This is a genomic window from Actinomadura sp. NPDC048955, from assembly GCF_040649435.1.
Taxonomy (GTDB): domain Bacteria; phylum Actinomycetota; class Actinomycetes; order Streptosporangiales; family Streptosporangiaceae; genus Spirillospora; species Spirillospora luteofluorescens.
In genome coordinates this window covers 14,898-35,882 of record NZ_JBEZJI010000037.1, presented here as the reverse complement: position 1 = coordinate 35,882, position 20,985 = coordinate 14,898, and the positions used below count along the sequence as shown (strand labels likewise).

The following is a 20,985-nucleotide window of genomic DNA, read 5'->3' as shown; positions in this document are numbered from 1 at the left end:
CCTCCTGTTTCCACGGCCGCCCGGAGGCTCCCTCGCCCCCGCACGGCCGGTTCCGTCGTCACCTGCGGGACGCGAGGCGGTCCGCGGTCGTCGCCAGGTCGCCGTCCAGGTAGCGCTGCCGGGTCGCGGCCCGTGCGATCTTCCCGCTGGAGGTGCGCGACACGCCACCCGGTTCGATCAATACGAACGCGTGGACGCTCATCTCGTGCTCGACGTTGACGGCCGCGCGGACCGCCGACTCCACCTCGTCGACGTCGAGCCGACCGAGGGGGACGCGGCGGTTGCGCTCGGCGACGACCACCAGCCGCTCGGTCTCCTCCCCGGTGAGCGCGAACGCGGCCACGTGGTCGGGGCGGACCGCCGGGTGGGCCTCCTGCGCGGTGACCTCGATGTCCTGCGGGTAGTGGTTGCGGCCGTCCACGATGATGAGGTCCTTGATACGGCCGGTCACATAGAGCTCACCCTCGTGGACGACCCCGTAGTCGCCGGTCTTCATCCACGGCCCGGACGGCAGGCCCCCTGGCTCGGACAGCTCGCCGCCGAACGTCTCCTGGCTCCGCTCGGAGTTGCGCCAGTAGCCGGGCGCCGTGTTGGGGCCGTGGACCCAGATCTCGCCGACCCGCCCGTCCGGCTGCTCGACGCGGGCCTCGGGGTCGACGATCGCGACGATCTGCCCGCACGGGCGTCCGCACGACACCAGCGCGGTCGTCCCCTCGGCGCCGTCCTCGCGGAGCCGCAGGTCGCCCTGGGTGAGCGCCTCACGGTCCACCGAGATGATCTTCGGTGGGACGTCCTCGGCGGCGGCCGTGACGAACACGGTGGCCTCGGCCAGCCCGTAGCCCGGCGCCTGCGCGCCCGGACGCAGCCCGGCCGGCGCCAGCGCGTCGGCGAACGTCGACAGCGTCGAGGTGCGGATCGGCTCGGCGCCGTTCAGGCAGGTCGTCAGGCCGGACAGGTCCAGATCGGCGATCTTCTCAGGCGCGGCCATGGACGCGACGTACTCGTAGGCGAAGTTCGGACCGGCGGTGTAGACGTTCTTGCCGGGACGCCCCGCGATGAGCTGCAGCCACCGCATCGGGTTCATGATGAACGAGACGGGGTCGGTGTAGATGGCGTGGTCGCCGCGCACCAGCGGCAGCGCCATCGTCGCGATCAGCCCCATGTCGTGGAACAGCGGCAGCCAGCTCACCAGCTCGGGGTCCGGCTTCTCGGGCGCCCACCCGGCCCACAGCTGTGCGGCGTTCGCCGTCACGTTCCCGTGGGTGATCTCCACTCCGGCGGGACGGCGCGTCGATCCCGACGTGTACTGCAGGTAGGCGACGTCGTCGAAGGCGACCGTCTCGTCGCGCCAGCGGTCCGCCAGGGCCAGGTCGACCTCCTCGGCGAACACGATCTCCTTCGGCTGCGGGACGTCGTGGTCGGCGAGGAACTTCTCCACGTGCGGCAGCGCGTTCCGCGTCGTGACGATCACCGCGGGCTCGGCGTCGGTGTAGGCGCCGATCAGCCGGTCGGCGTGCCCCGGCAGGTCGGGCGAGAACAGCGGGACCGCGATGACGTGCGAGTACAGGGCGCCGAGCATGGTCATCATGTATTCGAGCGTCTGCGGCAGCAGCAGCGCGGCGCGCTCCCCGGGCCCGGTGACCTGCCGGAGCGTCACCGCCATGGCGCGCGCCCGCCGGTCGGTCTCGGCCCAGCTCAGCGTGAGGTGCGCGCCGGACGGGTCGGCCGAGTAGTCGACGAAGGTGTAGGCCGGGGCGTCCGGCTTCTGCCTCGCCCACCGCGCGACCCGCTCGATCAGCGGGGTGCGGCCGGAGCCGCCGGGCAGGAGTTCGGGAAGCAGCGAGCCCAATGCCATTGATCATCTCCCGAGGGGACGGGCCGGACGGGGCCGTGGACGATGCCGTGAGGGGTCGCACTCCGCCGGCGCAGGTGCGCCGCGCCCGCCGGACGACTCTGTCTGGACGCCCCGGTGACCGGCGATGATCACAAAGCTACCGGATGGTAGTCAGTGCGCGATATTAGCTGCCGCTCACATTCGCCGAAGCACGGTTTGTCATCCCCGTGACAAGAGGAAATCGCCTTTCACGCCTGGGCTTCCGGCCGGTCACCGACCGTGCCCGGGGCTACCGGTCGGCGGAGAAGATCTGCTGCATGATGCCCCGCCGGTGCCGCCCCTGGTACGTCGTCTCCGGGTTCACCTCGTCCGGAAGTTCGGCGAGGTAGCGGCTCTCCGCGTCGATGAGCTGCTCCAACTCGCCGCGGTCGAGGAAGACGCCCTTGCATCCCGGGCATTCCTCGATCACGACCCCGTGGCGTTCGTGCGTGTCGAGCTTGGAGTCGCACTTCGGGCACTGCAGCGTCGCGTCTGACATACCGGATCCCCTGTCCGTCACGCCCGCCTTTACCGTCGCCGGTCAGCATACTGACACTGGACCCTTTTCGGGTCGATACCAGGACACTCGTCCGCCGATTCGGACGCGGGACCGGGACGCGCGCCCGTTCGCGTCGCCCTAGCCCCTTCGTCGGCATCAGCCCGTTCTGTCCTGCTCTGCCCTGGACTCGGCGTGGCCGAGCGCCACCCGGCGCCGCGCCAGCACGATGCAGGCCGCGCCCCACAGCAGGCCGATCTCGGCCACCAGCGCCACGGCGAGGACGACCGCCCAGTCCGTCCCGTCCCCCTCCTCCACGCCGGCCGGTGACATCAGGGACGTATGACTCGCGTCCGCCACCGGCGGCAGGGCCGGAGGCTTCACCGGCGGCAGCACGACCGGCGCCGACGGCGCCGGCAGCACCTGCCCGGGCACATTCGGAGCGACCGGAACCCCGGTATTCGGCTGCCCACTCCCGCCCGGCATCCCCGGCCCGTCCACAACAGGCCCGCCCCCAGGCGGCAGACCGCCCCCGCCCGGCTGGGCACCCGCCTCGGGCTTACCGCCCAGGCTCGGCTTCCCACTCTCACCCGGCTTAGCGCCCACACTCGGCTTCGCACTGTCCGGCGGCTTAACACCAACACCCGGCCCCGCACCACCAGACGGCGCCCCACCGTGGCTCGGCTTCACACCATGACTCGGCTTCACACCATGACTCGGCTTCGCGCTGTGGCTTGGCTTCGCGCTGTGGCTTGGCTTCGCGCTGTGGCTTGGCTTCGCGCTGTGGCTTGGCTTCGCGCTGTGGCTCGGCTTGGTGCTGTGAGGCGGCAGGACATGAGATGACGGCTTCGCGCTCTGACTTGGCTTACCGCTGTCGGACGGCACCGCAACGTGAGGCGTCTTTCCATGGATTGTCGCCGGACACGGCCACCCCTCCACGGTCGTACTGCTTCCCACGCACGGCGTAGACGGACCCCCCGGCCCCACCGGCCGCGGATGAGCCCCGGGGGACGGCTTAACACCGTGGCTCGACGAAACACACGGCCGCCCACTCCCACCAGAGTTGCTCTCCACACAGTGCGAGGGTGCGCCACCCGCTCCTGGGGAAGACCCAGACGACGTGACACCAGGCGTCGGGTTCCCCCTGGACGGCGACGGACACGCCCGCCCCCCGCCGCCAGCGTTGCCCCGCACACAAGGCCCACTCAGCTGCGAACTAGGGCTCGTCTTGGCCCCATGCGCCGCCTTCCCACCGGATGGCGACGCACACGGACTGCCCCCGCCCGACGCACCCCCCGCACACTGCAACGGCCCACCACCCGCGCCGGGCTTCGCACTGGAGTCCGGCTTGGCCTGCGCCGGATCGCTGCCAGAAGGTGGCGGGCATGGGCGGGTGGGCGGGCTTGTGTTGCTCTTCTTGCATTGCGTCTGTTTGGTGGCGCCGGGCAGGGGGGCTGTTGGGCACCACTCCGTGGCGGGGCTCGCCTTGTCGTTGGTGCAGGGTGTGAACTCATCGCCGCTCGGGGGGCTCTGGCCGGCGCTGGACGGGTTAGGTGAAGCGCCGTTCAACGCGTTCCGGGCGGTCTTGGTGAAATCGAAGAACGTGCGGGTCGAGCGGCGGGGAGCGTTGGCGGCGTCTGCTACGGCGAGGATGCTCAGGGGTTTCGCGGACGGTCCCTGCACCAGCGAGGCCGGGAAGCGGACGGTCCCCCTGCGTTCACGCCCCTCCGGACCCACATCGCCGAGGACGCAGCGCAGCCCCTGGCCGGAGCCGAGCGGTGAGCAGTCGGCTGTGCGGCTCGTCCAGGACAAGGGGCGGTCGGCAGTGAGGCGCAGGCCGGCCTTGCGGGCGACGCCGCCCCGGGCGCTGACGCGGACGGTGAAGGCCAGCGTGTAGTCGGATCCCTGCAACGTGACGCCGTCGGGTTTCGTGGCCACTCGCAACCGGACGTTCGGCGGGGCCGTCTCCGGCACCGCCTGGGCGACCGGGCTCATCAGCGTGAGCGGCGCGGCCAGCGCGCTGCTCACAGTGATCGCGCCCCAGCGGGCTCCTCGGCGCTCCCCTCGCACACGCTCCCCCTAGCGGTCTCCTCGTGGGCACCCGGGGGCCGCGCTCACGATGTCGGACACAAGGAGTTATTGCCACGTCACTCGCCGGAGTAACGTGTCGCATCCCGGCAACCCACCCTCTTTCGCACAGCGAAATCGAATCTTCGTAGAATCGGGTGATCGCGATGGAGAGGAGTCACGGGTGACGGAGGGCGTTCGGTCGCTGGCCCGCGCGTTCGAGCTGCTGGAGCATCTGGCGGACGCGGGCGGCGAGATGGCGCTGTCGGAGCTGACGGAGGTCTCCGGGCTGCCGATGCCGACGATCTACCGGCTGATGCGGACGCTGGTCAACCAGGGCTATGTCCGGCAGGAGCCGTCCAAGCGCTACGCCCTGGGCCCGCGCCTCATCCGGCTCGGCGAGGGCGCGAGCCGCCTGCTCGGCACGTGGGCGCGGCCGGTGCTGTCGCGGCTGGTGGAGGAGGTCGGCGAGACGGCCAACATGGCGGTCCTGGAGGGGGACGAGGCCGTGTACGTGGCGCAGGTGCCGTCCAAGCACTCGATGCGGATGTTCACCGAGGTGGGGCGGCGCGTCCAGCCGCACTGCACGGGTGTGGGGAAGGCGCTCCTGGCGCAGCTGCCGGACCCTCGGGTCCGCGAGATCCTCGCCAGGACGGGCATGGACGCGCACACGCCCAACACCTTCACCGACGCAGAAGCCCTGCTGACGGAACTGGAGCAGATCCGCCGGCAGGGCTACGCGCTCGATGATGAGGAGCAGGAGCTCGGTGTCCGGTGCGTCGCGGTGGCGTTGCAAGGTGCGCCGACGTTGACGGCCATCTCGGTGTCGGGGCCTTCAGGGCGTATGACGCACGAGGCCGTTCCGAGCGTCGTGCCCATCATGCGCGACGCCGCCGACCGTTTCGCCAAGGAACTGGGGCCGAACGCCTCCTGAGTCCGTGCGGTCGTCAGTCGACGGGCTCGCCGACGATGACGGTGGGGCGCCCGCTGCGCTCCCAGGTGACGAAGTCTCCCGCGGACTTCACCAGCACGGTCGCCAGCCACAGGGCCAGCCCGGTGTCGTCGGCGATGCCCACGACGGGGATGACATCGGGAATGGCGTCGATCGGGGAGATGATGTAGACGAGCCCCAGCGCGAGCAGTCCGAGCGTCCCGAAGGACATCCCCTTGTACTGCCCGCGCAGGACTGACTTGAGCATCCTGGGAACGGCGCGGAAGCGTTCCCAGAATCCTGGCGCGTCGGGTTCGAGCGTCTCGCGGTAGATATGCCAGGCCTGCCCGGCGGCGGCCGCACTGCGCTTCCTGTCCACCAGCACTCCTTGAATCGGGACGTCTGGGCGGGCGCGCCCCCGCAACGCCCACGTACGACTAGGACGCGACGAGTGCCGGAATTGTTCCCTTCGATCGATCATGAGGTGCGGGTCACACCCGGGCCGATCCGGCTCTCGCCAGCACGATCATCGATCGGATCGGGCGATCGCGCTCGATCCGGGTGACCTCAGGTGAGGTGTTCATCACTCTCGTGGTCGACGTGCGGCGGTTCGCGGCGTGTCGGCTGGCGGCCGCTGCGAGCATGGGCGATCCGGGGGAGCGCCGCCTCCGCCCGGCACGACCGGCAAAGCCCGTCGAGCATCGCAGGAGCTGACGTACCGATATGAGCGGCGACGATACGAACCGCCCCGTCCACGGCACCGTGGCAGGCGACGCCTATGTCGCGCTGCCCCCGACGGCCGTCGACGCGACCGCGTCCGGCCCGACCCGGCTGATCGTGGCCTGGCCCGGCTTCGACCCGCCACGGGCGGCGAGCGCGCTGGCGACGGCGATCCCGATGACGGGCGTGCCCGTGTGGCGCGTCTACCTGGACCTGCCGGGGCGCTCGCCCGGCGGTCTCGGCTCCGGCTCGATCCTGGAGACCGAGAGCATCGAGGCGTACTGCGCGGCCGTGGAGAACGCCGCCCGGCGGCTGCCCGACGCGCTCGCGCAGATCCGCCGCGACCTCGACGTCCCGGACGGCCCGGTGGGCCTCGCGGGCTTCAGCGCGGGCGGCGCGGCCGCCCTGCTCGCCGTCGCGCACGGCGTGGTCCCGGTGAGCACCGCCGCGCTCGTCGCGCCCGTCGTCGCCCCGGCGCGGGCCGCGCGGGCGGTGGAGAAGCGGTCCGGTTCGGAGCGCGCCTGGAGCGAGCACGCCGTCGCGCTCGCCGACCGGCTCGACCTCGGGGCCCTCGCCGGCGACATCGCCGGACGGGACGTCCCGGTCCTGCTCGTCGGCGGCGCGAAGGACCGCGTCGTCCCCGCGCGGGAGATCACGGCGCTCCGCGACGAGCTGCGCAGGCACGGCGGCCAGGCGGAGTCGACCACGTTCCGGATGGGGCACGCGCTGGCCGCCGAGCCCGGCACCGAGCCGCGTCCGCCGATCACCGAGGCCGTCCGGGTCGACGGCGTCCTCACCGACTGGTTCCGCGACCGTCTCGCCACGCTCGCGCCCGGGGCGGCCGAGGGGGCCGCGCAGGCCGGGCCCGGTGGCGGGGCGGCCGAGGCGAGCGGTGACACGCAGCCGATGGAGCGGCGGCACGGTTCGTGGTCGTCCGGCACGGGGAACGCCCCGGACGCGCGGACGGGCGCCGGGCTGGGCCACGGGTTCTGACCGCCCGGCGGGCACGCTGCCGCGCCCGCCGGGCGGGTGGTGACCGAGCGGGTCAGCCCTTGGACAGGACCTCGTAGCGGACGGGGATGACGCCCGACCCGGTGCCGCCGACCTTCTTCATGGCGGCCTTGGACAGGTCCAGGCAGCGCCCGCCCGCGTACGGGCCGCGGTCGTTGATGCGGACGACGACCGAACGGTCGTTGTTCTTGTTGGTCACCCGGACCTTCGAGCCCAGCGGCAGCGTCTTGTGCGCGGCCGTCAGCTCGCTCGGGTCGAAGGGTTCGCCGCTCGCGGTCATCTGGCCCTCCCAGTAGTAGGAGGCCTCGCAGGAACCCGACTTCACGACCTTGTACTGCTTCTTCTTCTTGGGCTTCGCCAGGTTCGCGGCCTGGCTGTCGGCCTTCGACGACTTCTTCTTCTTGCTCTTCCTGGGTGTCTTCGAAGGTGACGGCTCCGGAGAGCGGGGCCGGCCTCGGCCGGCGCGGGTGGGCTCGCCGTGCGGACGGTCCGCCAGCGGGTCCGCGGCCTGGGGCGCGGTCTGCGCCGCCTGTGCCGAGTCGGCGGGGCCGTCGCGTCCGGCCAGGGCGAACGCGCCCGCGGCGAGGACGGCGACGGCGGCGCCGGAGACGATCAGGATGGTGCGTAGGCGCGCTCGAAGAAGACGCCTGACAGGGCTACCCACAGAGGAGTCCTTTGTTAGGGGACAGGACCCCGGACGCCCGGCGGATCTCACCGCCGCTCTCTCGCGGCAGGGCCGGGCGACGTAGGCCGTCCCCCGGATCCCCCGCCGCCCGCGGGCTCATCGGCCCGCTTCGCGCCGTTCTCTCAGGCGCGTCCGCATGATCGCGGATCGGCGTCCGGCAGGTGCGGCTGGAAAGGCATCTTCACTTTTCGAAATCGCTGAAGCGCCGCACAAGTCCCTGACCGTACGTTGTGTCCTCCATAGATCAAGCCGTAGAGCCGTTGTTTGTGGGATTTGTCACCTCACCTTTTGCCCGCCGAAGCTGATCAACTTCACCGGGTGACCACATTTCAAGATCGTCTTTACTGCGCGCATACCGCTGATCTCGGACGGATAACAAAGGATCCGGCGCATGGGAACGGGGCGGCCCGACGGAAGATCACTTCCGTTGGGCCGCCCCGTGAGCTGGGACGACAGGCGGCGCGTCAGCCGCGCCCGCCGGCGGCCGGAACCGCCGGAACCGCGGGCACCGCAGGCACCGCGGGCACCTTCGGCACGCCGAGCACGGACGCGTCGGGCATGGACAGCGGGCCGTCCTCCGGCCCGCCGTCAGCCGTCCTGCGGGCGGCGCCGTCACGCGCCTTCAGGACGTCCACAACGTTGCCGACGCCGCCCTCGGGCCGGCCGAGGCCGGACTTGGCCTTGTCCACGGTGCCGCCGGCCTGCCCGACCAGGTCGCCGGACGGGGCGGGCCCGGCGTACCGGGCGGCCCGCGGGAAGAGCACCGAGCCGAGGGGCAGGCCGCCGGGGGTCGCGCCGCCGAGCAGGGACCCGAGGTCCGGCAGCCCGGAGTTCGGCCCCGGGCCCGCCAGGCTGATGGGCGTCTCGGCGGCGCGCGCGTCCGGCGCGGCCGAACGCGCGGCCTCGCGGTTGCCGAGCTTGCCGGCGGGCAGGAGCTTGCCTGTGGGCAGGCCCTTGCCGAGCTTGCCGACGCCGCCGAGCAGCGTGCCGGGGACGTCACCCCCTCCACCGGGCGGGATGGGCAGCGCCGTCCCGGGCTTGCTAGCGCGGGCGTCGCGGTGGGTCGCACCCGGGCAGTCGCCCTGGGGGAGCCCACTGATCGGGGCCTGGCCGACGGACGGCAGCTGCGCGTCCGGCAGCCCAAGCCCGGTGCTCGACCCGAGCGTTTCGTCCGGGCGCACCCGGCACCGGGCGCGGGCGGTGCGCATGCCCGAGCCCGCCGGCGCGGCCCGCAGCAGCCCGTCCGCGGCGCCGGTGCCCAGCTCCGCGGTCCGGCCGCCCGTCCCGGCGACGGGGGCGGGGAGGGTGCGCATGACGGTATGGCCCGTGGAGGCGGTCTCGTACAGGAGCAGCGTGGACGGGCCGGACGCCGCGCTCGGCGCCGCCTTCGCGGGTGCGGCGTCCGTCGGGGCGGCCGCCAGGGCGATCGCGGCGGCGAACGAGGCGAGGACGGAGACCCTGAACAGGCTTCTGGCGGAGCGGTTCATTCTTTCCCCCGGGGTTTTCGGATTGGCCGTGCACCTGTGGCGTGCGCCCGAGCGGCTGGTGAATCCCGGCGCACCGTCGAGCGGGGACGCTAGTACACCGCGCGGCCGGATGCGGCCGATTCGAAAATGACTTGGGGAAACCAGAAAGATCTAGATGAACTGATCATAGCTGTTCGGCGAAATGCCAAATGCCGACAATTTCGGATAAAGCAAAGGGCGGGGGCGTCCCGGAGGACGCCCCCGCCCGGCCGCGGTCCGGCTACTCGGCCGCGCCGAGGGAGATGGCCTCGTCGACCTCGTCCTGACGGGCGGCGAGCTCGGTCGCGTAGCGCTCCTCGTCGACCTTCTCGGCGATCTCCTCGTCCTGCCTCATCAGGGCTTCGAGGTCGGCCTTGGCGTTGTCGAGGACGCCCATGTCCTGGTAGGCGGCCTGCACCTTGTCACCCCAGAGGCCCACGTCCCGGACGCATGGGACGATGCGGCTGAAAAGGAGCGACTGATAGAGCGTGTACATGTCGGAGTTGTCGACGTACTCCATGCACCGGTCGACCGGCATGTCGAGCTGCTCGAAGATCTCGCGGCCCTTGAAGCGGTCGCGCATCAGGTAGCAGCCCTCGACGACGAACTCCTCGCGCTCGGCCCGCTCCTTGTCGGTGAGCTCGGCGTAGTAGTCCTTGAGCGCGAGCCGCCCGAACGCGACGTGCCGCGCCTCGTCCTGCATGACGTACGCGAGGAGCTGCTTGACCAGCGGGTTGGTCGACATGTCGCGGTACAGCCCGAACGCGGCGAGGGCGAGGCCCTCGATGAGGACCTGCATGCCGAGGTAGGGCAGGTCCCAGCGGCTGTCCTCCAGCGACTCGGCGAGCAGCTTCGCCAGGTCCTGGTTGACCGGGTAGTACATGCCGATCTTCTCGTGCACGAACTTCGCGTACAGCTCGACGTGCCGCGCCTCGTCCATGGTCTGGGTGGCGGCGTAGAACTTCGAGTCCAGGTCCGGGACGGTCTGGACGATGCGCGCCGAGACGTTCAGCGCGCCCTGCTCGCCGTGCAGGAACTGGCTGAACAGCCACGAGCCCTGGTGGCGGCCGAACTCGTCCTTCTCCTTCTGCGACATCTTGTCCCAGATGTCGGACCCGAACAGCGGGTTGAAGTTCTCCGGCAGCCCGGCGATGTTGATCGGATCGACCTCAAGGTCCCAGTCGATGCGCTTCTGCGCGTCCCACTGCTTGTCCTTGCCCTTCTGGTACAGGTTCAGCAGCCGGTCGCGGCCCTCGTCGTACTCCCAGGTGAAGCGGGTGTCGCCCGCCATCGGGACGTTCCACGTCTCGGTCGGGACCGGCGTGGCGTAGAGGTCGTAGGAACTCACGGGGGGATCCTCCTCCAGGGGTGACGCCGCACGATCGCGACGCGGGTGTGCACCGCCCTTGGCTTTACATGCCTTCGTAACATGTAAAGCCCGCGGAGGCCAGTGAGTCGCCGGAACCCGTGACGCCGGCGCCACCGAACACGGTCGCCCGCGCCCCGGGAGGGGTGCGGGCGAGCGGGCGGAACGTTCCCGGGGTCAGCGGGACTGGAGGGCGTCCAGGCCGACGGCCTGGGCGATGACGAGGCGGCGGTCCAGGCGCGGGTCGCTGATCTCCACGATGTAGCGGTCGCGGAAGCCGAACTTCTTCTCGACGCTGAAGACGACCTGGTCACCGGCGTAGAAGTCGAAGTGGTACGGCCATGCGAACGGCAGGTTCTCCACGTACGGGATGAACTGCCAGACCCGCCGCAGCAGGGCGACGAACTTGTTGCGCTCGCTGCCGGTCGTCACGCCGAGGCCGGGCTGCTCCAGATGCCAGGTGGAGGCGAGCAGCGACTTCTTGAAGTCCTTGCGGAACACTCCGATCGGCTGCCCGTGGGCGTCCGTGATGTCGTACGCCGACGCGAGGTCGATGCGCTTGCGCGCCTTGAACCCGAGGATCGGGCGCGTCTTGGAGTCGTCCGAGTAGAGGGTGACCTGCTCCTTGAACGCCAGCCGCTTCTGCTGCGCGAAGGCGAGCAGCTCGCCCTCGTCGCCGCCCGGCCCCTCTGCGTGCACCTCGTACTGGTTCACCATCAGGCGCACCCGCTGCCGGATCAGCAGCTTGCGCTGTGCCTGGAGTCTTTCCTCGTCCAGCGAACTCACCCGTTCCGTGTCGGTTTGCGGAGGGGAGTCTGCCATAGCGAGTCCCTTTCATCCGGCGTTTGCCGGATGCGTCCGACGTCCGGGTCAGGTCTCCTGGATGTGCGCGGCCAGGTATCCGTGGATCAGCCGCTCGGCCTCGGCGACGATCTCCGGGTCGCCTTCCGGGCTGCGGCGGAACGCCATCTTCAGCACGGCGTCGCCGGCCTCGACCGAGATGGCGAGCGCGGTCGCGAGGCCCGGGGTGTCCTGGACGCCGAACGTGTCCACGATCATCCGGCGGAGCCGGTCGGCGACCACGGCGTTGTTGTCGGCGTCGGAGTCGAGCAGGTTGACGTCGGCGACGTCGCCGAAGCGCAGCACCCGGAACCCCGGCACGGTCCGGTGCATCTCCACGAAGATCTCGATGATCGCGCCGACCGTGTCGGACCAGTCGCCGAACCGGCCCGCGGTGAGCCGCGCGGAGATCCGGTCGCCGAACTCCTCCAGGTTGCGCAGCGCGAGCGCCTGCGCGACCGCGCGCTTGTCGGGGAAGAACTGGTACACCGAGCCGATCGCCACCTCGGCGCGCTGGGCGATGCGCGTCGTGGTCAGGCCGTCGTAGCCGTCCTCGTCCAGGATCTCGGCGCAGGCGTCCAGCATCCGCTGGACGCGTTCGGCGCTGCGGCGCTGGGCGGGACGGCGGCGGAGCGGGGTTCGGATCTCGGTCACCCTGCCATTGTCCCCCGGTCGCAACGGTGCCGGGCATGCACAGCGTGCCACACCTCTGGGTCGCGGGAGTCTTCCGCCCGCACCACCCCGCCACTAATATCCGAAGGCTATTCGCATTTTCGGTCGGACGGCTGCCCGCCCGACAAACCATGGGGGAAGGAAGCGCGGATGGGTCTTCCGGAGAACTTCCGCTGGGGCGTGGCCACCGCCGCCTACCAGATCGAGGGCGCGGTCGGGGAGGACGGGCGGGGACCGTCCACCTGGGACACGTTCTCCCACACGCCCGGGCGGACCCGCGACGGCCACACCGGCGACGTCGCCTGCGACCACTACCACCGCTGGCCCGAGGACGTCGCGCTGATGGCGGGCCTCGGCGTCGACGCGTACCGGTTCTCGATCGCATGGCCGCGCGTGCAGCCCTCCGGCATCGGCGCCGTCAACGCCAAGGGCCTCGACTTCTACGACCGGCTGTTGGACGGCCTGCTCGCCGCCGGCATCGCCCCCGCCGCCACCCTCTACCACTGGGACCTCCCGCAGCCGCTCGAAGACGCCGGCGGCTGGATGGAGCGTGACACCGCCTACCGGTTCGCCGAATTCTCCTACCTGGCGGCCGAACGCCTCTCCGACCGCGTCGACATGTGGATAACCCTCAACGAGCCCGTGGTCGTCACCGCCTACGGCTACGCGTTCGGCGTCTACGCACCCGGCAGGACGCTCCTGCTCGACGCGCTGCCCACGGCGCACCACCAGCTCCTCGGTCACGGCCTCGCCGTCAATGCCCTGCGCAGCCGGGGCGCGCGCACGGTCGGGCTGACGAACCACTACTCCCCCGCCTGGGCCGCCTCCCCCACCGACCAGCCCGCCGCCGACGCCTTCGACGCTTTCATGAACCGGCTGTTCACCGACCCCGTCCTGCTCGGCCGCTACCCGGACCTGATGGGGGACGCGCCGTTCATCCGCTCCGAGGACATGTCGGTCATCTCCTCACCCATCGACTTCCTTGGAGTGAACTACTACAACCCCACGCGGGTCGCGACGCCGGCCGAGGGCCCGCTTCCGTTCGACCTCGTGGACATCACCGAGTACCCGACGACGGGGATGGGCTGGCCGATCGTCCCGGACGCCTTCCTGTCGCTGCTGCGCACCCTCGGCTCCCGCTACGACCTGCCGCCGCTCTACATCACCGAGAACGGCTGCTCGTTCGCCGACGAGCCGGGCCCGGACGGCACCGTGGACGACCCGTCCCGCATCGAGTTCCTCGACGCCCACATCGCCGCCATGCGGACCGCCGTCGACGAGGGCATCGACATCCGCGGCTACTTCGCCTGGTCGCTCCTGGACAACTTCGAGTGGGCGGAGGGCTACCACCCTCGCTTCGGACTCGTCCACGTCGACTACGAGACGCAGAAGCGCACGCCCAAGACGTCCTACGGCTGGTACCGCGACCTCATCGCGTCGTCCAGGAATCGCTGACGAACCCGGCGTTCGGCCCCAGGCCCCTCCCCTCTCCTCCTGACCGGCCGTGCGGCAGGCTGATGCGCATGGAGACTCCAGAGACGCTCGCGGACGTGCGCACGCGGATCGACGCCATCGACGGGCAACTGGTCCGGCTGCTGGCCGAACGAGAGGGGCTGGTGCGCGCGGCCGCCGCCTTCAAGCGCGACGAGGGCGCCGTCCGCGCGCCCGACCGGGTGGAGCGGGTCGTCGCGCTCGCGCGGGAGCGGGCCGCGGACACCGGGCTCTCGCCCGAGGTCGCCGAGACGGTGTGGCGGGCGATGATCGGCGCCTTCATCGATCTGGAGCTGACCGAGCACGCGACCCGCCGCGGATAGTCTGCTCTCTCCGCTTCGTCGTGGAGGTTCTGAATGCCGGAGTCCCGCCCGCTGCGCGCCACCGATCCCCGCGAGATCGGCGGGTTCCGGCTGACGGCCCGGATCGGCGAGGGCGCCCAGGGCATCGTCTTCCTGGGCGAATCGGGCACCGGGCAGCGGGTCGCCGTGAAGCTCCTGCACGCCGACTTCGGACGGGACGAGCGGGCCCGCACCCTCTTCGACCGGGAACTGGCGGCGGCCCGCAGCGTCGCCCCGTTCTGCACCGCCCGCATCCTCGCGGCGGACGCCGAGGGCGACACCCCCCACATCGTCAGCGAGTACATCGACGGGCCCTCGCTGCGCGACCGGGTCGTCGAGGAGGGCGCGGCGTCCCCGGCGGAGCTGGTCAGGCTGGCCGTCGGCACCGCGACGGCCCTGGCGGCCATCCACGAGGCCGGCGTCGTCCACCGCGACTTCAAGCCGGCCAACGTCCTGCTCGGACCCGACGGCCCGAAGGTCATCGACTTCGGCGTGGCGCGCCCGCTGGAGGCCACCTCCGCCACCCTGACCGGCGCGGTCGGCACCCCCGCCTACATGGCGCCCGAGCAGGTGGCGGGATCCGCGGGCGGAGCGCCGCTGGACATGTTCGCGTGGGGCTGCACGATGGCGTTCGCCGCGAACGGCGTCCCGCCGTTCGGCAGCGACTCCGTGCCGGCCATCATGCAGCGGATCCTCTACGGGGAGCCGGACCTCGGCGCGCTGACCGGGGAACTGCGGACGCTCGTCGCGGCCAGCCTGGAGAAGGACCCCGCCGCCCGCCCGACCGCCCTCCAGGTGCTCCAGCGGCTGCTCGGACTCGGCCCGAACGCGAACCTCCTCGCGGAAGGCACCTCGGCGGCCGCGCGGCCGGCCGCGCCACCGCGGGCGGCGAACTGGGCACCGCCGGCCGCGCCCCACCCGCAGGCCGCAGGCTGGGCGCCGCCGGCCCCCGCGCCCCCGCCGCTTCCGGGAACGTACCCGGGAGGCCCGCCACCGGCCGGGCGAGGCGGCCGGGTGCTCCTCATCACCGGAGCGGCCGCCGCGGCCGTGATCCTGGCCGGCGGGCTCGTCGCCGCGCTCCTCCTCAAGGGCGACGGCGAGGCGGAGGGCGGCGGGCGGGGCGGCGGCGGGACGCCGGTCGCCCGGTCGACGCGGTCCGGTTCGTGCGCGTACCGGCCCGCGACCGGCACGAACACCAAGGACGTCGGGACGCCGCCGACCGCGCTCCCGGCGACGGCCCCGTCCCGCGCCACTGTCGAGACCGGCCTCGGCACCCTCCAGATCTCGCTGGACGCCGGGACGGCGCCCTGCACCGTGAACTCCCTGGCCTACCTCGCGGCCCAGAAGTTCTACGACCGCACCTCATGCCACCGGCTCACGACGGGCACGAGCCTCCAGGTCCTCCAGTGCGGCGACCCCAGCGGCACCGGGACGGGCGGGCCCACCTACCAGTTCGACGACGAGAGCCTGAGATCCGCGCGCTACACGCGGGGGACCGTGGCCATGGCCAACGCGGGCCCGAACACCAACGGCAGCCAGTTCTTCATCCTGTACGGCGACACCACGGACCTCCCCGCGTCCTACACGGTCTTCGGCCGGGTCACCTCCGGAATGGACATCGTGGACAAGGTCGCCAAGCGGGGCGTCGAGGGCGGCGGCACGGACGGCGCCCCGGCGGAGAAGGTGACGATCAACGAGCTGCGCACGTCCTGATGCGCGAGATCGAGGAGCTGTACGCGGCGTTCGCGCACGTTCCCCGTCCCGCCGCGCCGTCCGGATGCCCGTGCTGCGTCGACCCCGAGGAGGGGCAGGCCCTGCTCCGGCGCCGGCCGCGCGACCTCGGCGTCGAGGAGCTGTCCCGGTACGCGGCCAAGGTGCTGAACACGTGGGGCGGCCCCGAAGACCTGCGGTACTTCGCGCCGCGGCTTCTGGAACTGGCCGCCGCCGACGCCTTCATCTGGCCCGACCCAGAGATCGTGTTCGGCAAGTTCGCCCAGGCGGGCTGGCGGACCTGGGGCCAGCGCGACGCCCTCGCCGCCTTCTTCGACGCTTTCTGGACCCGGACGCTGGAACGGTTCCCCAACCGTCCCTCGGTGGACACGTCCCTCTGCGCTCTGGCAGCGGCCGAGGCCGATGTACCCCGCTACCTGGACGAGTGGGGACGGCTGGCATCCGAGGCGCCCATCAGGCATCTGCACGAGTTCGCCGTCCATGGCCTGACCTGGACAAGGGGCACCCCGCGACTGAGCAACGCGTTCTGGGACACCTCGGCTCCGCCCTACCGCCAGGTCGTCGACTGGCTGACCGGCGGCCCCGCTGCGGAGGCCGTCGCCGCGGCCTTCGCCCGGACGGACGACGAGGCGGTCCTGCACCTGCTGGCCGAGACCGACTCCGCGCTGCTCGACCCCGGCGCGGCCCTGGGCGTGACCTGGGCATGACCTCGCCGGGCAGCGGATTAGAACCGGGCTCGCGGCGCGTTGAAAGAGGTGGAAACAGCCCCCGGACCAAGGAGGACGCTCCCTCGATGGCCCTCAAGCGACCGTCCTTCCTGCCGTCCCTGGACGAACTCGAACAGCAGGCGCAGAGCAGGTCGTCCCAACGCGGACGCCCCGGTTCCCACTTCGACCACCCCACCGCGAAGGCCCTGTTCGTGGCCGTCCTGGCCGTGACCGTCCTCGCCCACGTCGTCGGCGGCGTCGTCTTCCTCCTCCTGGGCCACTGACCAGACCCTCAAAACCAGGTGCCCTGGACGGCGGGAAGGGCCATGGTGAAGGGATGCTGGTCGATCACTTCCCGCCGCTCGGGTTGCGGCTCACGACGCCGCGGCTGGAGCTCAGGCTGCCTTCGTCCGAGGAACTCGCCGCGCTGGCCGGCCTCGCCGCCGAGGGCGTCCACGATCCGGAGACGATGCCGTTCATGGTGCCGTGGACGGACCGCCCGCCCGCCGAGGTCGCGCGCGGCGTCGTCCAGCACCACTGGAGGAACCTCGCGGAGTGGACGCCGGAGAAGTGGGAGCTCGACCTCACCGTGTTCCACGAGGGCGAAGTGGTCGGGCAGCAGTCCCTCTGGGCGCGCGACCTCGTCGTCCTCCGGCAGGTCGAGACCGGCTCATGGCTGGGCCGGCGCTACCACGGGCGTGGGATCGGCACGGAGATGAGGGCCGCCGTCCTGCACCTGGCCTTCGCGGGCCTGGACGCCGAGGAGGCCGTCTCCGCCGCGTTCGAGAACAGCCATGCCTCGAACGCGGTGTCGCGCAAGCTCGGCTACCAGCCCAACGGAGTGGACCGCCACGTCATACGCGGTGCCGTGACCATCGAGCAGCGGTACCGGCTCACCCGGGCCGACTGGGAACGCCACCGCACCGTCCCCGTCACGATCGAGGGGCTCGGCCCCTGCCGGCCGATGCTGGGGCTCCCCAAATGACGGCGCGGACGTTCGACGATCTGGTCGCCGAGGCCGCGGCCGTGTCCGTGGCGGGCTGGGACTTCTCCTGGCTGGACGGCCGCGCGACCGAACAGCGCCCGTCCTGGGGCTACCAGCGGCTGATGAGCGAGCGGCTGGGCCGGGCCCGGGCGGCGCTCGACGTCGAGACCGGCGGCGGCGAGGTGCTCGCCGGGGCCGCGAAGCTCCCGCCGGCGATGGCGGCGACCGAGTCCTGGCCGCCGAACATCGCGAAGGCCACCCGCCTCCTGCATCCCAGGGGCGCGGTCGTCGTCGCGGACTCCGGCGAGCCCCCGCTCCCGTTCGCCGACGAGGCGTTCGATCTGGTCGTCAGCCGCCATCCGGCCACGGTCCGGTGGGCCGAGATCGCGCGGGTCCTCGCCCCGGGCGGGACCTACCTCGCCCAGCATGTGGGCCCGGCGAGCGTCTTCGAGCTGACCGAGTTCTTCCTCGGTCCCCAGCCCGAGGCCCGCCGCGCACGGGACCCCGAGGCCGAGAGCGCCGCCGCCCGGGCCGCCGGGCTCGACATCGTGGATCTGCGCGCCGAGCGCCTGCGGATGGAGTTCTTCGACGTCGGCGCGGTCGTCTACTTCCTGCGCAAGGTGATCTGGATCGTCCCCGGCTTCACCGTCGACGGCCACCGCGACCGCCTGCGCGAACTGGACCAGCTGATCCGGCGCGACGGCGTCTTCACCGCACACTCGTCCCGCACCCTCATCGAGGCCCGCAAGCCGTCGTGAGGCGGGTGCGCTACGCGGCGGTCAGACGGTAGGCGGTGCCGCTGCTGCCCTGCACCCAGGCGTCGGGCAGGGCGGCGGCCAGGGCGTGCTGGGCACGCCAGCCGGTGCAGTGGCCGGGGACGACGAGTCCCGGCGCGAGGCCGGTGAGGGCCGCGACGGTGGGCGGGATGACCGATTCGAAGGCCGGGCCGCCGAGGTGCAGCCCGCCGACGAGCGCGTGCAGCCTGTCGACCCCCGTCAGCCGCTGCGCGTGCCGGACGATGTTGACGGCCCCGGAGTGCCCGCAGCCGGTCAGCACGACCAGCCCGCGGCCCCGGACGTCGACGACGAGCGCCTGGTCGTCGAGGACGAGCGGGTCGTGGACCCATTCCCCGCCCGTCCAGGCCTGGTGCGGGGGCGGCATCCCGCGCTCGAACTCGGTCGTCCGGTCCACCTCGCCGGTGATCAGGACGCTGCCGTCCAGCAGCAGCGAGGGCTCGCGGCGCTCGATGACCTGGAAGCCCTCCCCGTCCAGCGCCCGCCTGCTCAGCGTGGGCAGCTCCTCGACGTCCCGGCCGGGCACGGCGAGGCGGCGCCTCGTCCAGACCAGGGGATGCAGCACCATCGGCAGCGACCGAACGCCGCGCAGGCCCATCAGACCCGTCAGCCCGCCCGCGTGGTCGAAGTGGCCGTGGCTGAGCACGACGCCCTGGATGTCTCCGAGGTCGATGCCGAGCCTGTCGGCGTTCGTGACCATCGCGTCGGGGGACCGGCCGGTGTCGAACAGCAGGGTCGCGGAGCGGCCGGCCCGGCGCACCGTGACCAGGGCGGAGAACCCGTGCTCGGCGATCATCCCCGCGGTGGTGCGGGCGCCCTCGAACTGCGGCGCCGCCACCACGCCCGCTCCGGAGCCCGCCCGGCGGGTGCGCTCGTCATCGCCCAGCAGGGCGTCGTAGACGTTGTCGACCAGGGTGACGATCTCGATCTCGTCCACCGGCTCCAGCGCGACGGGATCGACCGCCTCCCCCCGCGCCGGGCGCGGCATCGACGCCGCCGCCTCCCCCGTTCCGCCCGCGGTCTCGCACATGACGGCAGCCTAACGGCCCGTCGCCGGCCGCCCTCGCGCGATGCCCGGGCGGCGTAGACTGAATGATCACGATTTGCGAGGTTCGGGAAGGTCGTGGCGACGGGATGGCGGACTCCGGAGAGACCTCGTCGGTGCCCGGTGTGGACACCGGCACGCCGAGCGTGGCCCGCATGTACGACTACTTCCTGGGCGGCAAGGACAACTACGCCTCCGACCGCGCCGCCGCGGAGGCGGTCGCGCAGGCGCTGCCCACGGTCGAGGGGGTCGCCCGCGCGAACCGCGCGTTCCTCCAGCGCGCCGTCCGCTACGTGGCCGGACGCGGCATCGACCAGTTCCTGGACATCGGCACCGGCCTGCCCACGCAGGGCAACGTGCACGAGATCGCGCGCGTGGAGCGGCCCGGCGCGCGGGTCGCGTACGTCGACAACGACCCGATGGTGACCGTCCACGCGCGGGCCCTGGTCGCCACGGACGAGCTGACCACGATCGTCCAGGCCGACATGCGCGAGCCGGACACGGTCCTGGACGACCCGCAGGTGCACGCGCTGATCGATTTCCGGCGCCCGCTGTGCGTGCTGTTCGTCGCGGTCCTGCACTTCCTCCATGACGAGGAGGACCCGGCGGGGCTCGTCCGGCGCTTCACCGACGCCCTGCCCGCGGGCAGCCACGTCATCCTGTCGCACGCGGCACTGGAGGAGCAGCGCAACGTGCGGGTCGGGGAGACCTACCGGTCGCAGGCGGCGAGCGCCAGCCTCGTGGCCCGGACCCATGACCAGGTGGCCGCCCTTCTCGACGGACTCACCATCGTCGACCCGGGCGTGGTCCGCCTGCATGAATGGCGCCCCTACGGCGGCGAATACATCACCGACGCGGGCTGGACGGCCGTCGCCCGCAAGGACGGTTAAGCGTCGCGCGTGCTCCCGGCGGTGAGGTCGGCCTCGATCCCGTAATGGTCGGACAGGACAGCCGAACGCCCGCTCGGAAGACGGACCTTCTCCTTGAAGACCAGGCGCGTCGTCGCATCGATGCCCGGCCTGACCAGGAGCTGGTCGATGGCGCCGATCTCGGCGTACTCGGGACGGAACGTCGGTTCCGTGACACCGCCGAAGGCGTCACGCAGACCAGTGCTCGAAATGAATTCCGCAAGGTAGGGGGAGTCACGGGGGACGTTGAAATCGCCCATCGCCACCAGCGGTTCCGTCTCGGGGATCCGGGCGACGGCCGCCGCCAGCCGCTCCAACTCCGCCTCCTCGACCCGCGCGTAGACGTTGGACGGGGACCAGTCCATGTCCAGGTTCGCCGAGAGGTGGGTGTTCACGACGGTCAGGTGCCCCTCGGGGAGGCGGATCCGGGTGAACAGGGCGCCCTTGCCCAGCAGCCATTCAGGACGAGCCGGAGGGGCGGGGGCGTACGCCCGGAAATGGCGGCGGACCACCGGGTGGCGGGAAAGGGTCACCAGCCCGCCGCGCACGAGCGGGAACATCGGCAGGTAGGCGATGTGGGGATACGAGGTCGCGACGCGTCGCAGCAGGCGCAGCACCCGCCACGAGATGACCTCCTGCAAGCAGACGACGTCGTAGTCCGACCGCTCGATCGTCTCGGCCAGGACGGCCATCCGGGCCAGGGCCTCGCCTTTGAAAAGGGTGTTGAACGTGAGGACGCGCGCCTGCATGGCGGCCACTGTATGTCACCGCGTTGCCCATCGTGGTGACGCCTTCCGATACTGGGCGCAACGACCGG

At 71.8% G+C, this 20,985-nt stretch carries 21 protein-coding genes; 10 read left to right on the top strand and 11 right to left on the bottom strand.

Going from position 1 to position 20,985, the window contains the following annotated elements:
• Positions 1 to 58: 58 nt before the first annotated feature.
• From AB0C84_RS29405 to AB0C84_RS29395, 3 genes are all read right to left on the bottom strand, one after another.
• Positions 59 to 1,855 carry a fatty acyl-AMP ligase gene (locus tag AB0C84_RS29405; RefSeq protein ID WP_361072772.1) on the bottom strand — a complete coding sequence of 599 codons (1,797 nt, stop codon included), beginning with the start codon at positions 1,853 to 1,855 and terminating at the stop codon, positions 59 to 61.
• A gap of 268 nt (positions 1,856 to 2,123) precedes the next feature.
• Positions 2,124 to 2,372 (bottom strand): zf-TFIIB domain-containing protein, encoded by a 249-nt coding sequence (locus tag AB0C84_RS29400; protein WP_179845456.1) that lies wholly within the window; start codon positions 2,370 to 2,372, stop codon positions 2,124 to 2,126.
• Between the two features lie 156 nt (positions 2,373 to 2,528).
• Positions 2,529 to 2,804 (bottom strand): hypothetical protein, encoded by a 276-nt coding sequence (locus AB0C84_RS29395; protein ID WP_361072768.1) that lies wholly within the window; start codon positions 2,802 to 2,804, stop codon positions 2,529 to 2,531.
• A gap of 1,816 nt (positions 2,805 to 4,620) precedes the next feature.
• Between AB0C84_RS29395 and AB0C84_RS29390 the strand changes: the two genes are divergently transcribed.
• On the top strand, positions 4,621 to 5,370 hold the full coding sequence (locus AB0C84_RS29390) for an IclR family transcriptional regulator (protein ID WP_361072765.1): 750 nt from the start codon (positions 4,621 to 4,623) through the stop codon (positions 5,368 to 5,370).
• Positions 5,371 to 5,383: 13 nt separating this feature from the next.
• On the opposite strand, the gene AB0C84_RS29385 is transcribed toward AB0C84_RS29390, so the two are convergent.
• Complete coding sequence (locus tag AB0C84_RS29385; RefSeq protein WP_179845452.1) at positions 5,384 to 5,746, bottom strand: YkvA family protein; 363 nt, start codon at positions 5,744 to 5,746, stop codon at positions 5,384 to 5,386.
• A 344-nt stretch (positions 5,747 to 6,090) separates the two neighbouring features.
• Here AB0C84_RS29385 and AB0C84_RS29380 point away from each other — a divergent pair, with 344 nt between their 5' ends.
• Entirely contained in the window at positions 6,091 to 7,080 is a 990-nt protein-coding gene (locus AB0C84_RS29380) for a hypothetical protein (RefSeq protein WP_361072761.1), read from the top strand.
• A gap of 52 nt (positions 7,081 to 7,132) precedes the next feature.
• Here AB0C84_RS29380 and AB0C84_RS29375 read toward each other — a convergent pair whose 3' ends face one another.
• The 5 genes from AB0C84_RS29375 to AB0C84_RS29355 all read right to left on the bottom strand — a co-directional run bounded on the left by AB0C84_RS29375 (position 7,133) and on the right by AB0C84_RS29355 (position 12,148).
• Positions 7,133 to 7,762, bottom strand: coding sequence for a septal ring lytic transglycosylase RlpA family protein (locus tag AB0C84_RS29375; protein ID WP_361072758.1), 630 nt, complete (start codon positions 7,760 to 7,762; stop codon positions 7,133 to 7,135).
• A gap of 485 nt (positions 7,763 to 8,247) precedes the next feature.
• Entirely contained in the window at positions 8,248 to 9,270 is a 1,023-nt protein-coding gene (locus AB0C84_RS29370) for a hypothetical protein (protein WP_361072755.1), read from the bottom strand.
• A 259-nt stretch (positions 9,271 to 9,529) separates the two neighbouring features.
• A complete protein-coding gene (locus AB0C84_RS29365) occupies positions 9,530 to 10,636 on the bottom strand; it encodes a ferritin-like domain-containing protein (RefSeq protein ID WP_179845447.1) in 1,107 nt (368 codons plus the stop codon).
• A gap of 195 nt (positions 10,637 to 10,831) precedes the next feature.
• A complete protein-coding gene (locus tag AB0C84_RS29360; RefSeq protein WP_361072752.1) occupies positions 10,832 to 11,476 on the bottom strand; it encodes a hypothetical protein in 645 nt (214 codons plus the stop codon).
• A gap of 48 nt (positions 11,477 to 11,524) precedes the next feature.
• The gene (locus tag AB0C84_RS29355; RefSeq protein ID WP_361072749.1) at positions 11,525 to 12,148 is read right to left on the bottom strand and encodes a TetR/AcrR family transcriptional regulator; all 624 of its coding nucleotides are present in this window, start codon (positions 12,146 to 12,148) and stop codon (positions 11,525 to 11,527) included.
• Between the two features lie 168 nt (positions 12,149 to 12,316).
• On the opposite strand from AB0C84_RS29355, the gene AB0C84_RS29350 reads away from it, so the two are divergent.
• The 7 genes from AB0C84_RS29350 to AB0C84_RS29320 all read left to right on the top strand — a co-directional run bounded on the left by AB0C84_RS29350 (position 12,317) and on the right by AB0C84_RS29320 (position 18,179).
• A complete protein-coding gene (locus AB0C84_RS29350; RefSeq protein WP_361072746.1) occupies positions 12,317 to 13,621 on the top strand; it encodes a GH1 family beta-glucosidase in 1,305 nt (434 codons plus the stop codon).
• A 68-nt stretch (positions 13,622 to 13,689) separates the two neighbouring features.
• Positions 13,690 to 13,980, top strand: coding sequence for a chorismate mutase (locus tag AB0C84_RS29345; RefSeq protein WP_361072743.1), 291 nt, complete (start codon positions 13,690 to 13,692; stop codon positions 13,978 to 13,980).
• A gap of 33 nt (positions 13,981 to 14,013) precedes the next feature.
• Entirely contained in the window at positions 14,014 to 15,711 is a 1,698-nt protein-coding gene (locus tag AB0C84_RS29340; protein WP_361072740.1) for a peptidylprolyl isomerase, read from the top strand.
• The gene (locus tag AB0C84_RS29335; RefSeq protein ID WP_361072738.1) at positions 15,711 to 16,436 is read left to right on the top strand and encodes a hypothetical protein; all 726 of its coding nucleotides are present in this window, start codon (positions 15,711 to 15,713) and stop codon (positions 16,434 to 16,436) included. Before AB0C84_RS29340 ends, AB0C84_RS29335 begins: the two co-directional genes overlap by 1 nt.
• An 86-nt stretch (positions 16,437 to 16,522) precedes the next feature.
• Entirely contained in the window at positions 16,523 to 16,720 is a 198-nt protein-coding gene (locus tag AB0C84_RS29330; protein WP_179845441.1) for a hypothetical protein, read from the top strand.
• Between the two features lie 53 nt (positions 16,721 to 16,773).
• Positions 16,774 to 17,421: a GNAT family N-acetyltransferase gene (locus tag AB0C84_RS29325; RefSeq protein ID WP_361072735.1), complete on the top strand. Its 648-nt coding sequence runs from the start codon at positions 16,774 to 16,776 to the stop codon at positions 17,419 to 17,421.
• On the top strand, positions 17,418 to 18,179 hold the full coding sequence (locus tag AB0C84_RS29320; RefSeq protein WP_361072732.1) for a class I SAM-dependent methyltransferase: 762 nt from the start codon (positions 17,418 to 17,420) through the stop codon (positions 18,177 to 18,179). Before AB0C84_RS29325 ends, AB0C84_RS29320 begins: the two co-directional genes overlap by 4 nt.
• Positions 18,180 to 18,189: 10 nt before the next feature.
• On the opposite strand, the gene AB0C84_RS29315 is transcribed toward AB0C84_RS29320, so the two are convergent.
• Complete coding sequence (locus AB0C84_RS29315) at positions 18,190 to 19,245, bottom strand: MBL fold metallo-hydrolase (protein ID WP_361072729.1); 1,056 nt, start codon at positions 19,243 to 19,245, stop codon at positions 18,190 to 18,192.
• Positions 19,246 to 19,349: 104 nt separating this feature from the next.
• On the opposite strand from AB0C84_RS29315, the gene AB0C84_RS29310 reads away from it, so the two are divergent.
• Entirely contained in the window at positions 19,350 to 20,150 is an 801-nt protein-coding gene (locus tag AB0C84_RS29310) for an SAM-dependent methyltransferase (protein WP_361072726.1), read from the top strand.
• Here the strand turns inward: AB0C84_RS29310 and AB0C84_RS29305 are convergent.
• On the bottom strand, positions 20,147 to 20,917 hold the full coding sequence (locus AB0C84_RS29305; RefSeq protein WP_361072723.1) for an endonuclease/exonuclease/phosphatase family protein: 771 nt from the start codon (positions 20,915 to 20,917) through the stop codon (positions 20,147 to 20,149). The genes AB0C84_RS29310 and AB0C84_RS29305 overlap by 4 nt on opposite strands.
• Between the last annotated feature and the right edge of the window lie 68 nt (positions 20,918 to 20,985).